At 53.3% G+C, this 15897-nt stretch carries 16 protein-coding genes and 1 tRNA gene; 15 read left to right on the top strand and 2 right to left on the bottom strand.

From position 1 onward, the window contains the following. The 6 genes from P8Z34_14960 to P8Z34_14935 form a co-directional block, all read left to right on the top strand. Positions 1-489, top strand: a 489-nt coding sequence (locus P8Z34_14960; GenBank protein MEJ2551972.1) for an isoprenylcysteine carboxylmethyltransferase family protein, incomplete at its 5' end; no start/stop codon positions are given. 257 nt (positions 490-746) lie between these two features. Beyond that, complete coding sequence (locus P8Z34_14955; protein MEJ2551971.1) at positions 747-1352, top strand: M15 family metallopeptidase; 606 nt, start codon at positions 747-749, stop codon at positions 1350-1352. Positions 1353-1471: 119 nt separating this feature from the next. After that, positions 1472-2602: a site-2 protease family protein gene (locus tag P8Z34_14950; protein ID MEJ2551970.1), complete on the top strand. Its 1131-nt coding sequence runs from the start codon at positions 1472-1474 to the stop codon at positions 2600-2602. A 408-nt stretch (positions 2603-3010) separates the two neighbouring features. Further along, positions 3011-3397 carry a response regulator gene (locus tag P8Z34_14945; protein MEJ2551969.1) on the top strand — a complete coding sequence of 129 codons (387 nt, stop codon included), beginning with the start codon at positions 3011-3013 and terminating at the stop codon, positions 3395-3397. A 58-nt stretch (positions 3398-3455) separates the two neighbouring features. Continuing rightward, a complete protein-coding gene (locus tag P8Z34_14940; protein MEJ2551968.1) occupies positions 3456-3833 on the top strand; it encodes a DUF192 domain-containing protein in 378 nt (125 codons plus the stop codon). Continuing rightward, the gene (locus P8Z34_14935) at positions 3820-5211 is read left to right on the top strand and encodes a peptidoglycan DD-metalloendopeptidase family protein (protein ID MEJ2551967.1); all 1392 of its coding nucleotides are present in this window, start codon (positions 3820-3822) and stop codon (positions 5209-5211) included. Before P8Z34_14940 ends, P8Z34_14935 begins: the two co-directional genes overlap by 14 nt. 70 nt (positions 5212-5281) lie before the next feature. On the opposite strand, the gene P8Z34_14930 is transcribed toward P8Z34_14935, so the two are convergent. After that, positions 5282-5539 carry a DUF2007 domain-containing protein gene (locus tag P8Z34_14930; GenBank protein MEJ2551966.1) on the bottom strand — a complete coding sequence of 86 codons (258 nt, stop codon included), beginning with the start codon at positions 5537-5539 and terminating at the stop codon, positions 5282-5284. Between the two features lie 118 nt (positions 5540-5657). Between P8Z34_14930 and P8Z34_14925 the strand changes: the two genes are divergently transcribed. From P8Z34_14925 to P8Z34_14890, 8 genes are all read left to right on the top strand, one after another. Beyond that, positions 5658-7202 (top strand): hypothetical protein, encoded by a 1545-nt coding sequence (locus P8Z34_14925; protein MEJ2551965.1) that lies wholly within the window; start codon positions 5658-5660, stop codon positions 7200-7202. Continuing rightward, positions 7199-7645: a hypothetical protein gene (locus P8Z34_14920; protein ID MEJ2551964.1), complete on the top strand. Its 447-nt coding sequence runs from the start codon at positions 7199-7201 to the stop codon at positions 7643-7645. The genes P8Z34_14925 and P8Z34_14920 overlap by 4 nt, the downstream gene beginning before the upstream one ends. 101 nt (positions 7646-7746) lie before the next feature. Then, a tRNA-Arg gene (locus P8Z34_14915) sits at positions 7747-7820 on the top strand. A 398-nt stretch (positions 7821-8218) separates the two neighbouring features. Further along, the gene (locus tag P8Z34_14910; GenBank protein ID MEJ2551963.1) at positions 8219-9880 is read left to right on the top strand and encodes a GAF domain-containing protein; all 1662 of its coding nucleotides are present in this window, start codon (positions 8219-8221) and stop codon (positions 9878-9880) included. A 205-nt stretch (positions 9881-10085) separates the two neighbouring features. Next, positions 10086-10874, top strand: a complete 789-nt coding sequence (locus P8Z34_14905; GenBank protein ID MEJ2551962.1) for an ATP-binding cassette domain-containing protein — start codon at positions 10086-10088, stop codon at positions 10872-10874. Further along, positions 10871-11941 carry an ABC transporter permease gene (locus P8Z34_14900; protein MEJ2551961.1) on the top strand — a complete coding sequence of 357 codons (1071 nt, stop codon included), beginning with the start codon at positions 10871-10873 and terminating at the stop codon, positions 11939-11941. Before P8Z34_14905 ends, P8Z34_14900 begins: the two co-directional genes overlap by 4 nt. Before the next feature lie 145 nt (positions 11942-12086). Next, a complete protein-coding gene (locus tag P8Z34_14895; protein ID MEJ2551960.1) occupies positions 12087-13151 on the top strand; it encodes a substrate-binding domain-containing protein in 1065 nt (354 codons plus the stop codon). A 219-nt stretch (positions 13152-13370) separates the two neighbouring features. Beyond that, entirely contained in the window at positions 13371-14336 is a 966-nt protein-coding gene (locus P8Z34_14890; GenBank protein MEJ2551959.1) for a sugar ABC transporter substrate-binding protein, read from the top strand. 25 nt (positions 14337-14361) lie between these two features. On the opposite strand, the gene P8Z34_14885 is transcribed toward P8Z34_14890, so the two are convergent. Then, the gene (locus tag P8Z34_14885; GenBank protein ID MEJ2551958.1) at positions 14362-15081 is read right to left on the bottom strand and encodes a hypothetical protein; all 720 of its coding nucleotides are present in this window, start codon (positions 15079-15081) and stop codon (positions 14362-14364) included. Positions 15082-15447: 366 nt separating this feature from the next. Here P8Z34_14885 and P8Z34_14880 point away from each other — a divergent pair, with 366 nt between their 5' ends. Beyond that, on the top strand, positions 15448-15885 hold the full coding sequence (locus tag P8Z34_14880) for a hypothetical protein (GenBank protein MEJ2551957.1): 438 nt from the start codon (positions 15448-15450) through the stop codon (positions 15883-15885). The last annotated feature ends 12 nt before the right edge of the window (positions 15886-15897 follow it).

Raw genomic sequence — 15897 nt, 5'->3', positions numbered from 1 at the left:
CTATGGTCTGTTGCCTATCCAGCCAGACGCATCTGGCCTCCTCCCAAGAAAGCGTCCTGGCAATTCTGGATGACTTGGATCCTTTTCTACCTGGTGTTCGGTTTGAACCTGTTTCTTCTCGTTTTCGACTGGGATACCTGGGTATTTACGGACGATCTTCGTCTAATCGTTGGCGTGCCCCTGATCGTCATCGGCGCGTTGCTCGTTACGTGGGGGATTCGCACGCTGGGCACGGGCAACACTTCGGGACTCGGGGAGCGTTTTGTTTCTTCGGGGCCGTATGCATTCACTCGCAACCCGCAGTACCTGGGGGATTCGATCCTTTTCCTGGGACTGAGCGTCGCTGCAAATTCACTGCATCTATGGATCACGCATGCCCTTACCATTCTGGTGTTCCTGGTTACGCCTATAGCCGAGGAGCCGTGGCTCGCAGCGCGGTATGGAGAAGAATACGCAGAATACCAGACCAGGACTCCGAGGTTCCTCTAATCCTGACCGTGTACAAACCTGGCCCATCCGGACGGCGAAGCGCCGGAAGCATGTACGTTGCAATCCCACACCGCGATGGGCAGTGACGTTTCGTCTGGCCAAAGGGTGCTCCTCTTTTTAGAAGAAGGTGGGCTTCAATCGAAATACTCCCGGAGGTATCACTGTGCTTTGCAGTTCTGATTAGAATCTTCTAAAATCCATGATAGATAATTAGCTCGTCTGTATGAACCAGGATTCCGTTTGGGAGAGCGTTTCCGTTGCCGTTGTTCGTGATGTTCTACGTCGTAATCGAACTGCTTCTGGGTCCGCCGTTGGATGTGCTGATCGATTCCGAGAACGGCCTGCCGCCGGGATACAATCCGGGATTGAATGCCCAGGCCGTTCGTGCCATCGAAGAACTTCAAGAAGCGGCAGACGAGCAGGGGATAACGATCGAGGTTAATTCGGGGTACCGCAGTTTTACCTACCAGGCGGAAGTGTATACGCGTGAAAATGCGGAGCCTGGATCAGATGTGAGCTTGTTCTCTGCGCTGCCCGGGCACAGCGAGCATCAGCTGGGTACGGCGTTCGACGTCGTCTGGCCGGGTGTGGTCATGGGTGCCAGCGATCCTCGCAACGACCTTTTGTATGCCTGGTTGGAAGAAAACGCGCACCGATTCGGATTCGTTCTCAGTTATCCCTACAAACGCGGCGATGTGTGGCCGTATTCCAACCGTTTCATGCCGCTCGTCACGGCATACATCTACGAGCCGTGGCATCTCCGTTTCGTGGGCGTCGAACTGGCGACTTCCATATTCGATGCAGGATATACCGACCCGAACAGTCCCGTTCTCCCTCAAGATTTCTACCAGGTCTGGCCGTAGTATCAAACCATCTGCTGGCCGGACTCTGCCTGTTCCCGTGATTCCGGTTTCATTAACAGATTTTTTGGTGCTTATTTTGATAGAATCGAAATGAGCATTATTCCTCAGAGGAGGTTGGAATGGGGAATTCGTTCAAGCTTTTCAGCGTACGCGGTATCGACATCCGCGTACACGTGACCTTCCCATTAATCCTGATATGGTCGGCGCTTCAATTTGGGCTGTCATCCAGCGGCGGGACGAGTGGAGCAGCTTTCGGCGTACTGGCCACGCTGCTTCTTTTCATCATCGTTGTCATGCACGAACTCGGACACAGCCTGGCGGCCCAGCATTACGGCGTGGCTGTGAAACAAATCGTACTGCTGCCGATCGGTGGTGTAGCTCAACTGGCGCGCATCCCAGAGAAACCGATTCAAGAGTTCGTCATTGCCATCGCAGGACCCCTGGTGAATTTTGTCCTGGCGATCGCGCTCACGATCGTGGGTTTGTGGATCGGCGTACGAGTGGGATTGGAAGCGATGATCTCGGCAGTGGGTGGATTCAGTTTGCTCGGATTGTTCGGCTACATATTCACCTCGAATCTCTTCCTCGGCCTGTTCAATCTCTTACCGGCGTTCCCGATGGACGGCGGGAGGGTGCTGCGTGCTGTGATGGCCATGAAACTAGATTACGCGCGTGCGACGTCCATTGCAGTGACGGTCGGTCAGATATTGGCCTGGCTGTTGGGCCTATGGGGATTCCTGCAGGGTAATTTCTTTCTGATCGTGATCGCGATTTTCATATACATGGGTGCCGGCCACGAGGGACAAACTGTACAGCTGCGCAATGCGCTCGGTGGACTGTCCGTCGATCAAGCGTATTCGCGCGATCTCGAGGTCCTGCGTCCCGATTCGACGTTGCGAGATGCGGTCGCGTTGACCCTGAAAACGTATCAAGCGGATTTCCCCGTGTGCGATGGTGAGAACCTGGTAGGCATCCTGACACATTCCCGTCTCGTGGATGCCTTGAACCGCAACGGACCGGATACACCGCTCGAGGGGGTGATGATAGCGGATTTCACTCCAGTAACACCGGAAGCGGCGCTTTTCGATGCACAACAGCACCTTCTCGAGGAACGCCTGGACGCGCTTCCGGTCGTGGACGGGAGCGGTCGATTCCTTGGTTTGATAACGACGCGCGATATCAACGAAGCATACCGCGTGGTTTCGACGCGATCCGATATCCTGCCCCTGGCTGCCGCTCGAACCGATTGACCGCAATTCTGCGGAAATGGATCCGTCGCGTTAGCCGGTGAGCGGTGAGCGCATAGCTCCAATGGGTGCTGTACCGGTGAGCGCATAGCTCCAATGGGTGCTGTACCTGGGGCATGAGATATAGTATAAAAATGTAGGAATCATAGTCTCTTTAGATTCAACCCTGCTTTGGGATTTGCGCTGAGGGAGAGTCATTCCCCAGATACATAGGGTCCGGTTTGCGTAAAACGGCATTCGTGTGCCTGTTGATTCGGTTGCTTGGCGAAGATTATTTTTCGATCCGCAGCATTTGAAAGGTTCTACTTATCTGGTTCAGAATCCTATCGTTCGGGCAAAGCCGTGCCAGTTGCCCCATATTCGTGTTGTGATACACTACGAATGGTAAGTGACACCCCGGAAGAGGCTTTCATGGCAGAAGAGGAAAAACGGCTGGTTTGTATCGAAGACGAACCAGAAATGATCGATCTGGTGCGTTTGATTCTGAGTCGTAAAGGCTTCACCGTAATCGGTGCGAATGGCGGTGTGGAAGGCCTCGAAGTCGTACGGCGAGAGAGGCCTGACCTCATATTGCTGGATCTCATGATGCCGGATATGGACGGCTGGGAAGTGTACCAGCAGATCAAAGCGGACGAGGAATTACGTGAAATTCCGGTCGTCGTGGTTACCGCAAAGGCGCAGTCTATCGATAAAGTGTTGGGACTTCACATCGCCAAGGTGGATGATTACATTACGAAACCCTTCGGACCGCAGGAATTGCTCGAAAGCGTCGAAAAAATACTCGGCATGCAAAATTGAACTTGTATGGCATCGTTCGTCCGGGGCGGCGCAGGTCGCCTCGCACTATTTAATCAACATGACGCAATGGATTGAAATTCGCAATCGTTCCCAGGATAACGTGCTCGTCGTCAGGGCAAAATGGTGTGAATCATTTCTATGCCGCTTGCGCGGCTTGACCTTTCGACGCGTGCTTTCAGCACTCACGGGGCTGCTGCTCGTTCAATCCCGCGAAAGTATCGCCGGTGGAACCATTCACATGTTCGGGGTATTTTTCTCGCTCGGTGTGATCTGGCTCGATGCCGACAAGCGCGTCGTCGATCACACGGTCGCCGATCCCTGGCGGATATACACGCCCAACGCGCCTGCGCAGTACGTGCTCGAAGGCCAACCCGAAATTCTTGATCGGGTCGCCGTGGGAGACGTTCTGGAGTTCTGTGAATATGAAGCAGAGTAAACTCTTCTCTTTGCTGTTGGTCGTCGTATTCCTTGTACCTGTCCTTTCAGTGCGCGCACAGTCGCAGGGACTTACGTACGTCATCCAGGAAGGAGATACTCTGACTTCCATCGCCGGAACGTTCGGCACGACCGTGGACGCAATCGTCGCAGCAAACGGCATCGAGGAGACTTCGATTTTAATCCCGGGCACCTCGCTCGTCATTCCCGGTTTTGAAGGCATACATGGGGAACTGACGACGCAGCGAATCGAATTCGGGGAAACACTCGAGAGCTTGAGTTTGCGCTACGGCGTTGCAGCGGAAGATCTCATTCGGCTCAATCGCATTCTCCGGCCGGGCCGTTTGTATGCCGGGCAAGCGTTGATCTTGACTCAATCCGGAAGCAATTCGTCCCCGGCGACTATTTCACGCACCTTGCCCAAGGACGGCGAGGGGAAACTTGCCCTGGCCGTGCGGGAAGGTGTGAATCCATGGAGCTTGAAAACATTCGAAAACGATGAGCGGCTGTGGGTCATTCCTTCGCAGATTCTCGTCGCCCCGGACGGGGATCGCTCCATCAATTCCCTGCCCGATTCCATCGTATCGGCGACCTTGCATCCGTCTCCTGCAGTCCAGGGGCACACGCTGGTCGTCCGCATCGACCTGGACCAGTCGGGCTGGGTGGAAGGGCGGCTGGATGGAAAGAAACTCAATTTCTTCTCGGAGGATGAGCGTTCCTTGGTGTCACTGCAGGGTATTCACGCCCTGACAGACCCCGGACTCTACGATCTGGAGATTTCCCTGTATCCGTCGCTGGGAGAGGAGCCGGCTTTTTCGTTCGTACAGCCGATTCGCGTTCTGGATGGGGGATATGCGTTCGAAACGATCAACGGAGTCCCGGCGGAAACTGTCGATCCGGCCGTGATCAACCCCGAGCAGGAGATGGTCGAAGAGCTGCTTGCACCCGCGACGCCCGATCGGATGTGGGATGGCCCCTTCGAACTACCGTCGAATTACTATACGGAGAAGTTCCTTTCCGTCTTCGGAACGCGGCGGAGCTACAACTGGGGCGCTTTGGATTATTACCACACGGGAGTGGATTTTTACGCCAAAACGGGCGTCGAAATACTTGCTCCGGCGCCTGGAAAAGTGATCTTCACAGGTTCGCTTACGATGCGCGGTAACGTGACCTACATCGATCACGGTTGGGGCGTCTACAGCGGATATTTTCATCAATCCGAGTTTCTCGTTTCGGAGGGCGATTATGTCGAAACGGGTCAGGTTATCGGGCTGGTAGGAAACACCGGTCGATCGACGGGCGCTCATTTACATTGGGAGATATGGGTTGGGGGTGTACCTGTGGATCCCCTGGTTTGGATCGCACGAGAATACCCATGATTTCCGCGTGCTTTGATCTAGGGCGGTTGCGCAAGGTGCCGCAATGGATGTGGTGGGGAAGGGTGGAGGTCTATTCGGTATCTTCTGAGTCGTCCTCGTCGATGCGATTTGCATAGTAGTCTTCGAGGATCTGGCGTGCTTCTTCGGCTTGATCAGCAGGGACGATGATCTCTACTTCTGCCAGCGGACCAACGCCGAAACCATAAATGGTGGTGAGTGCTTCATGGGAAAGTCGAGCCTCGATTCCTCGGGACTTAAGCAGGCTGCGCAGTATTTCGGCTTCCAGCATGCCAGAAGTCGTCCCAACGACGATGTCATTTCGATCCATGTCACCTCCTGTCTGGTGCTTGTAGTATAATGTCAAAGTATCTCCCCTGCGTAGGTTGTGAAGCATAATGCCAACAGCAAGTGGTTTTTCAAATGACGCGTATTGGACGGAGTTCGAGTTGTCTGATGACGACCTCGACTTCATCTACAATTTGCTGCTCGAGCGTGAAGTCCCCCTGACTTCGGCGGAGATGTCTCGGGAACTGGTCGAGCGGCGTTTAGCGCAGTTGAAAGAAGAAGCCAAACAAGCTTCTAAAAGCGAGCACAAGTCATACAAGCCGGAAGAAAGCTACGTGAAGGGCGAGACGCTCGTATTTCCCGCAATCGGCAACGCGGTCGGAGAAGTTGTTAAAGTCCGTCCCGGTGTGAATCCGGACATGGGTGAATTTGAAGTCATCGAGGTCAAATTCGGGAAGGGTGAACCCACGCGGGAATTTGCGGCCTCTCTCCAAGATCACATCCTCAACAACCCTGCCAGTGCGGATGAGGAACAGGATGCCCTCAGTACCACCGACGGCGTGCTGGCGGTATATCGACGCGTGATCGAGGAACGTCTCGAGGTCAGACTTTTGGATGCAGAGGACATCATTCGCATCGCCGGGCGTTGGTTCCATAAAGCCCTGGTGGTCGACATCAACGAGGGCCACCTGAACATCGCTGAAGCCGTCTTGGATGTGGCCAACGGGGGGCCGCTGCCCACATCGGGCTTGCTCGAGCACGTCGGCATACCGCAGGGAATCAATCCACTTCTGATGGAATTCTCCATGGATTATGCGATGCAGGAAGACGAGCGTTTCGACGAAGTTGGGCCTGCGGGAGAAATACTCTGGTATCTGAAGCGGCTCGAGCCCCCGGAAGTGCTGTATACGCCTCCACGTCTCGAATCTGACGAATCCTCGATCGATCGCTCCAAACTCACAGATGAGCTGCTTGAGCTTGAAGCGTTACTTGATGACGAACTCAGCCCCTTGCCCTCGTTGGATGGAAAGCCGGATGACGTCACGATCACCCTGCTTTTTCCGCACTGGCGTGTCGGCACCCTTCCGCTGTCCACTCGTTTACGGCCGATGTTTCCGACGGCGTACGAAGCGCCGCGAATTCGATTCAAACTGATCGATGGACACAGCGGCGACCGCTTCCCCGGTTGGGTCGTGCGCGAGAAGGGGTACGTCTTTGGGCTTGACGAGTGGTACAGGCGATATGACGTGCCTACCGGTGGATTGATAAAAGTAACCCGCGGTGATAATCCCGGTGAGGTAAAAGTCGAAACGTTGGATCGCAGGCGGCACAATGACTGGATCCGAACGGTAACGATCGATGAGGAAGGTAAGATCGGCTTCACCATGCTCAAGCAATCCGTAGGAACCGCCTACGATGACCGTATGGTCGTGGGACTGATCGATCCGGCAGCGCTCGACGAAGCGTGGATGCGAGGCTCGCAGCGCAGCCTGCCAATGGATCAATTAATCGCATATATTTTTCGAGAACTGGCTCGCCTTACACCGCAAAGCGCTGTTCATGCCCAATCGCTGTATTCCGGAGTGAACGTCTTTCGACGTATGTCGCCTGCGGCCGTGTTTTCAGAATTGGTCAGCCGGCCGTATTACGAACACGTGGGTGATCTCTACTGGCGATTCGATCAGAAAGCCTGGGCGAATCCATGAGCGAAGAGAGAAACACGAAACTGGGCAGATTGGTCCGACCGACGTTGGAGACCAAGTTTCATATCGATTATGAGTGGTGGGATCGAGCCGACCGGGATTTGGAAGTGTATCTGCGCAGCCACCTTTGCCCGGAGCATCAGGAAGCATTTGCCGATCTGGATGCAGATACAATGGTAGACTACGTCGATCCGCAAACTGCAGAAGTCACGCGTGTGGCGGGGATCCAACATACATTGATTTCCCATTGTGCCAAGCAGCCTTCATATCTGACGCCGCAAACGAGTCTGGTTAATGCCGTGTTCCGGGTATTTCTGGCAAACGGTAACACACCCATGACTCCCGAAGAACTCGGGGATAGATTGGGGCGCTCACCACGCATGATTTTGCGGACATTCTCCAGCCCGCGTGTGTACAAGGGCATACGTCCCGTTGCCAAAGAATAACGTGAACGAACAATCCAGCGATGTTCAGCGTGGCAAGAAAAGTGTTCATCTGGTATATAATTGGCGGGATTTCGAATCCTGGCTGCACCCATAGTCATTCTGCCCCTGTAGCTCAAGTGGATAGAGCACCGGACTTCTAATCCGGTTGTTGCAGGTTCGAGTCCTGCCAGGGGCGCTGTTCATTCAGGGCATCCACGACTTTCACTCAACGTTCGATTGGGAATGGTCTAATGACCACGTGTATGAAAATTTATTGCGCAAAAATGAATTACGTAAGGCAGCCGTACTCTTTTCAATCTCGAGAATCCTGGAATCGATCAGAAAGGACGACTGCGCACCACACCTGCAGCTGAACTCATTCGCTGCGCTGTTAATCTGGCTTCACCTCTAAAAAAGGTTATCCACATGAAGGATATTTCCACCCGGCTGGATCTCGGAAGTTCAATTCCAAGGTTTCTTAACCTACGGAAATATTCCCTGCGCTTTGATCAAAGAGGATTGCTCATTGGAATCGTGTTGTTGTTGATCGTCCTCTCGATTTTGTCCCCTCACTTTCGACAATTGGACAACTTCATGCTGATCTTGCAAGAGGCATCAACGATCGGAATCGTCGCCGCAGGACAAACGCTCGTCGTTCTGGCGGGAGGAATCGACCTGTCCGTGGGCTCTATCCTCGCTTTGGCAAGCATTATCGCCGCCTTGTTGATGACGGGCGTGAGTGTGATACCACCCCAAAATCCATATATTGCGATAGCCGCCGCTTTTGGGCTGAGTGCTCTGATCGGCGCCGGACATGGCTTTTTAATCACCAAGCAAAAAATGCCGCCGTTTATCGTTACCCTGGTCAGTCTCGGAATTCTACGCAGCGTTGCCCTGGTGATCACTGAAAGCCGCACGATTCATTCGCTTCCTGATGATTTCAAATGGATCTCAGATGCAAATATTCGCGGGTTCCCCGTACCCGGAATCATCATGCTCGCGACCTTTTTGGTGCTGGGGTATACCCTGAGTAAAACAAAGCTGGGCCGATATATCTTCCTGATCGGTACCAATGAAACCTCGGCTCGCCTATCCGGCATCCCCGTAGATAAATGTAAAATATATACTTACATGCTGAGTGGAATCCTGGCGGCATTGTCCGGGATCATTCAAATCGCCCGACTCGATGGCGCTGTTTATACGTTGGGCGAAGATTACGGTTTGAATTCCGTGGCCGCGGTAATCATCGGGGGGACGAGTTTGAGCGGCGGAGTGGGGGGCATGCGCGGAACGCTGATTGGAGTTTTGATCATGACCGTAGTCCAGAACGGTCTCGTCATGCTGAATGTGGCCTACCAGTGGCACGGAATCGTGATCGGATCGATCATTCTCCTTGCCGTATTTATCGACATCGAAAGACGGCGTACCAGGCAGTTTGCCACGAAAGTTCGACCGTATCATTCCGTCGGGGATACCACCTATCTCGAGGGAATCATCGTACAGATGAATCAGCTCATTCGAATTCGATTCGGTTCTCCCTATGTGCGTATCTATATGATCGACCCCAGACACAACAAGCTCGTCGATTGTGAAGATAAACAGAAAGCCGACCTTTTTACTGGAAGCATCGCCGAACGAGTCAGGAACAGTGGCCAGGCTCTCATCGTGGACGATATATCCGATCGCAGCGACATATCCGTGGAGCGCCTGGATCCAGGAAGTAAATCAGCCATCGCAATTCCCCTTTCGCATAACGATCAATTGGTGGGCGTGCTCGAGGTACAAAGCCGAATCGCACATTCCTTCCTGCCGGAAGCTGTAAATCGCCTTGTTGAGCTGACGGAAGAGATCGTTCCACGATTACGTAATGCCTGGCTGCTGGAATGCAAGTGGCTGAATCATCAGACACGCAATGCACTACGCCACCTCTGGGACACCGTTTACCTGGGACGATGTCCTCTTGCGGAATGGGCTTTCCCGGCCAATTTGGATTCCCTGCCACGTGGAATCCTGCGCGATCGCAGCGAACAGTTGCGCCAGTTGTTATTAGAACGCATCGAAAAGCTCAATCCAGAGAAGAACATCAATCGACCGAACGCAATCGATCGTAGATACGATATTTTACGTCTAACCTACGTCGAAGGACTGTCTTCCAACGAAATTATCAAGAGACTGTCGATCAGCCGGCGCCAGTACTTCTATGATCTAAAAGACGCAATCGGGGCGCTTGCACACCTACTGATTCATTCCCCTTGAATCCTCGTCGTATTCCCGCAGCTTATAGAATTGCACTAAGTTTGCACTTTATTGCACTAGAGCTGCACGCGGACTGCCCTGCGATTGCATTTTTCCCCTAGCATTCGATTCGAATTATTTGCTATTGTTTACGCGAAACAAAATACCTCACAGAAGTAATTCTTGCCCTCATCGAAGTTCCTTCTTTTCACCGGGAGGTGCATCTATGCTGGACGCCCGTGTCGAGAACGATGCTTTGCGAATGGTCCGTATCGAAAAATATTTTGGTCTTGTCCTTGCGCTGCGGCACATCGATCTGAATGTAGGCCGGAATGAAATTGTCGGGCTCATCGGCGATAACGGCGCAGGTAAATCCACTTTGGTGAAAATCCTCTCGGGGGTTTTCCCTCCGACCAGCGGGGAACTTTACATCGTTGGACAGAAAGTCGATTTCCGCAGCTACAACGTAAAGCAAGCGCATACGCATGGCGTCGAGACCGTATACCAGGATAAATCCCTCGGGGAGAAGCAAGACCTTTGGCGCAACTTTTTCGTCGGTCGTCAAATTACGTATCCATTGGGATTCATCAACGTGAAGAAGGAGAAGGAAATCGCCGAAGAGATCATGCACAAGACGATCGGATTTCGGGGAGAAGGTATCACCGTCGATTCGAAGGTCAGCAAGCTATCCGGTGGAGAGCGTCAAGGCGTAGCGATAGGAAGAGCGATGCACTTCGAAGCAGAGTTGATCGTACTGGACGAGCCCACAGTGGCTCTTTCCTTGAAAGAAGTAGGGAAGGTGCTTGATTTTGTCCACAAGATCAAACAATCCGGCAAAGCCTGTATCTACATTTCTCACGATATACAAGACGTCTACGAAATCGCCGACCGGTTCGTCATCATGGACCGTGGAGAGATTGTAGCTCGCATCCTCAAGCAGGACATCAGTTTGAAAGCGTTGGGTGAATTCATGCTGGACTACGCACACGGCAGGAAAGACGTGGAGACAACATGAAACGGGAGCGTTCTATTTTGTTGGTCTTACGAAGGCTTGAAGGTCTTCCAATCGCTTTAGTCCTGACCACTCTATACGTTGCGTTTGCCATCACGGCACCAAACGTATTTACCGGGTATCGGATCTATATGTCCTTCCTGCAGACCGTTCCCCCAATGTTGGTTTTAGCTTTGGGATTGACTTTCGTTATCACCGCAGGCGAAATCGACCTGAGTTTTTCAGCCGTAGTTGCGTTTTCCGGATTCATTTTTGCATGGTTCTTTAAAACCTTCGATGCCTCGTGGGCGGCGTGGGTGGGCATACTGCTCGCGCTCGCTTCGGGCGCCCTGGTGGGGTATATCAACGGCCTTCTTGTGGCCAAAATCGGCGTTCCTTCCATCATGGCGACTCTCGCCGCACAATTCTTTTGGTCTGGGCTCACCGTATTGCTGGCGGGAGGCCTTTCCTGGAACATCAAGGGCATTCAGGACGACAGCATTCACGCGATCTTCACCGGGCGCCTCTTCGGTGTGGTTCCCGCCCAGGCTTTTTGGGCACTGGGGTTGGCGATTTTTCTTTGGTTCGTTCTCAACCGCCACCGCTTTGGCGAAGCGATCATGTTCCTCGGAGACAACCCGAATGTCGCCAGAGTCGTTGGGATCGACGTCGAGAAAACCAAGATTCAACTCTTCACCATGATGGGCATCCTCGCGGGTTTTTCCGCCCTGCTGCTGACCATCGAGATGAATACTTTCTGGACTACGCAGGGACAGGGGTATCTCCTGCTCGCATTGGCGGCAGTTTTTATTGGAGGCACTTCGATCGCAGGGGGTGAGGGATCTATCGTAGGCACGTTTTTTGGCGCCTACATCATCGGCTCGTTGGAAGCAGGTGTGGTGGCTACTGGAATCGGTGGCTACTGGACTTCGTTGGTGAGCGGCCTCGTCATGGGTGCTTCTGTCGTACTCAACATCCTCCTTGGAGAGGGGCGTTTTTTGAGACTTTCCAAACGTATTCAAAGCTGGGGTTTGGTTGCTCGTTCGAAATCGACCGGTCGGAGTCTGTCGCAAGACAATCACGGATCGTGAGGACCATTCAACGTTGAATAACCACTGATTCTGATACGTTCAGGAAAGGAGGCTCTTTCACAGCCAGAAGGGAAATTCTCTCGTAAACCCAAAATGGGAATGCCCGTACTTGAGTATTACACGTGAGGAGAAAAGGATAATGAAAATGGGAAAAAAGAAGTTCTATACGTTGTTGTCTCTGGCGCTGATGCTCGTCTTGGTCGCAGCTTGTTCGAAAACGCCGGCTACCAATCCGCCAGCGGCGGAAGAACCTAGTTCGTCGGAGGCGAATTCCGCTCCGGCTGAAGCAGAAGAAGCACCTGCAGCGGGAGATCAGATCGTAATCTATATGCAGATGGGCGGTAACCAGGGAGATCCATCCACCTTGGCCCGCACGAACGGCGCCAAGGCGGCAGCTGCGGACCTGGGGATTAAACTGATCGAGCAATACTCGGGTTGGGATCCGCAGACGATGATCGAGCAATTCAAGGAAGCGGTCGCTGCACAACCGGACGGCATTGTCATCATGGGGCACCCTGGAGAAGATGCCTTCGAAGCTCTCGTGGACGACGCCATCGCACAAGGTATCATCGTCACCAGCGGCAACAATCCACTACCCAACCTCGAAGCCAAGTATCAAACCCAGGGGTTTGGCTACGCCGGTGCGGATCTCTATGCAGGTGGTTATCTGACCGGCACTCAGATGGTCGCCGCAGGATTGCAGCCTGGCGATAAGGCCCTGGTCTATGATATCTGGCATCAGGAAGGCAGAAGCGTGAGCGCCCAGGGCGTGTATGACGCTCTCGTGGACGCCGGACTCGAAGTGGAGAAGCTCGATGTCTCCGACGAAGTAGACACGGAAGCCTCCTTGGCGATCCCAATACTGACGGCCTACCTGGAAGCCAACCCCGATCTAAAGGCCATTGGAACCCAGCACGGCAACATCACTGCGAACCTGCCCAAGGTCCTCGAAGCGGCCGGAAAGGCACCCGGCGAAGTCATCATCGGCGGTATAGATCTTTCACCTGCGACGATCGATGGAATCGAGAAGGGCTACATCTCCGTGAGCTTCGATCAGGTTCTGTATTTGCAGGGCTATTACCCCATCCAACAAATCTACCTGACATACAATTACCTGATCCCTGGTTTACATATCAATACCGGAGTAGGTGTCGTCACGCCGGACAACATCGCTGCAATCGCACCACTCATTGAGGAAGGCATCCGCTAGAATGATTTCCGGGGCGTCTCTGCCGGTAGGCAGAGACGCCTACTTTATCGTCCAGCCTTGTTTGCTATAATGATTGCATCCTCGACCCCGGCGAGATGGATGAGTCTTGATGCCTGATCCTACCTGAACGGGAGTAAATCGATGCGGCGGATCATTATAATAATTTTAGGCTGCTGCTTCATATGGACCAGTTTGACGCAATGTCAGACGACCGGCTTCTTGGCGGATGATGACACACTGCAAAATGGGAAAATTCACGTTGCCATCGTACCTCCGGGATTTACCAGCCCGTTTCACGTGGAAATAAAGAACGGCGCTGTTGAAAGAGCGTCCAGCTTGAATTGGACGGTCGATCTGGTGGCCGCCGAGCGGGAAGGTGACTTCGCCGGCCAAGTGACCGTCATCGAGCAGGAGATCCAAAAAGGGGTCATGGCGATTTCTGTGAATCCGATCGATGCCAAGGCGATCGTTACCGCAATCCGAAAAGCCAACCAGGCCGGCATTCCCATTTTGATGCACAACTTGATTACACCGGTCGGCGACGGCCGGGTGGTGGAATACATTGGCTACGACCAATGGAGCGGTGCAGCCAAGTTGGCGCAGTATACCTGCGATCTGTTAGGGGGTCAGGGAGAAGTCTTCATCCTGACTGGAATCCCCGGTTTCCACGTAAATCGACGGACCCAGGGCTACCGCTGGGGGTTGGAAAGATGGTGTCCACAAGTGGAGGTCGTCGGCGAGCAAACTGCGGAGTGGGAACGGGAGAAAGCGGTCAACGTGGCGACCGCGGCATTGCTGCAAAAACCGGATATCGATGTTTTCTATGCTAATTCGGACGAAATGGGAATCGGCGCCTGCATCGCGGCCGAGAAAGTCGGGCGAACGATCAATGAAGATATCTGGTGCGTCAGCATCGACGGCAACGACGTCACACTCGAGCTGATCAGAAAAGGAGAAACGACCGCCACGTTGGGCGTATATCCTCGCAGGATGGGCGCCATCGTGATCGAACAGATGGCGAAAGTGCTCGATGGGGAAGAAGTGCCCTATATCCTCGAGACGCCTTCAACGGTCGTCGACATCAACAATATTGAGGATTACTGCTCGGGAGTTACGTGGACCGAACCGATCGCCGGAATGCCCGAATTTGACAACGGGTTGCCTTCAGGCCAATTCAATCCATGAGCGATTTCACGAGAAATCAGGCGCTCTATCCGCTCGGTCTATCGAGGTCTTCCAATTCGATCGGGTCACCGTAAGGCTCGTACTCTTCGAATTCGAAATCGTCGAAAGATACTTCCAGCGCGTGTCCGAAAAGCATCAAACCTACAGGGGATTGATCCTTCGGCTCGTTCCAAACGATAAAGACGTTCTTGCCGTTAATGGCCACGCTGATGTCCGTCCTGCGCTGCTGCGACTGCGTTACGAAGACTTCAATTCGATTGGGCGAAGTGCCTGCCTTGACGGCTCCGGCCCAGTGTCCATCCAGTATTTCCCAGCGGTCACTGTCAAATTCGTATTTAAACGCGCCCACCGTTTGCCAGGGTGTGATCTCGAGGGTGATGACGTAATCGTCTGTCCAGCGCAGGATCATGCCATAACCGCGATCCGTAGGACCGTCGATGTAAGTGGCAACGACGGCCATACGGTAATAGGTCACCTCTCCACATTCCTTACAAATCGCAACGTGCGTTTGATAGGCGCCGGATGCGGGATACGGGCCCATGTATAAGGCGTCATTCTTCCGCTCGCATACGTCACACGCCAGCCATTCAACCTGGCGGAAAGAGAAGTCTTCATAGATCTGGATCGGGTGTAGGGATTGTGTGTCTGTGGGAGAGGGTGCAGGCGTCTTGGTCAGGGTTATGGTGGGGGTTTCCGTGGGTGCGTCCGTGGGAGTAGATGTTGCCGGCTCCAGGGTCTTCTTCATATTTGCTGTTGCTTCAATCGCTGTGGCAATCTCATCCGCCGAAGGGGTGCGAGATTGGCAAGCTGCAAGGAGGAAAATTAAAATTCAGAGAAAGAGCGTCATACTGCGTTTCATGGGAATTCGCTTTCTAACAGCATGATTTCTAAATCATCATGCACCTTTCGGCCATTATAGTCTCCATAATGTTGCGGTCGCAAGTAGTGTACGAGGCCGGGCTTGGTTTGGAGGATTTTTGAATCTATATCGCCCATCTGTCCAGATTGAGTCATCCCGGGTTCGTTATTTACGCGGAAAACGATGAAACGATGTGCTACACTTTATAGTACTTATTCCGTACAGCTTAGATTCCCAATTGGGAGGCATGTGATGGCTGAAACTCGAACGACGTACATGGGTCTTGAACTGGACAATCCAGTAGTACCTTCCGCCTCACCGCTTTCACGAAATTTGGACGATATTAAAAGACTCGAGGATGCCGGCGCTCCCGCTGTGGTGCTGTACTCGCTGTTTGAGGAGCAGATCGCGCTGGAAACCGGCGAACTATCCCACTTGCTGGGAAGCGGTGCCTTGAGTCTGGCGGATGCTACTTTGTATTTTCCCCATAAAAACGATTACCCAAGGGATCCCGATGCGTATGTCGAGCACGTGCGTCAGGCCAAAGAAGCAGTTGACATCCCCATCATCGCCAGCATGAACGGCACCAGCAAAGGGGGATGGCAACTGCTTCTTTGGCCTGACGCACGTGCTCGACATACGCATCGGGATCCCTTGGGTAATCGTTTTTATGGGGAAAATACAAAGTAGCATCCGCCAGAC

It is taken from the genome of Anaerolineales bacterium, from assembly GCA_037382465.1.
Lineage (GTDB): Bacteria > Chloroflexota > Anaerolineae > Anaerolineales > E44-bin32 > WVZH01.
The sequence above is the reverse complement of the archived record's forward strand: the minus strand, read 5'-3'. Positions and strand labels throughout refer to the sequence as shown.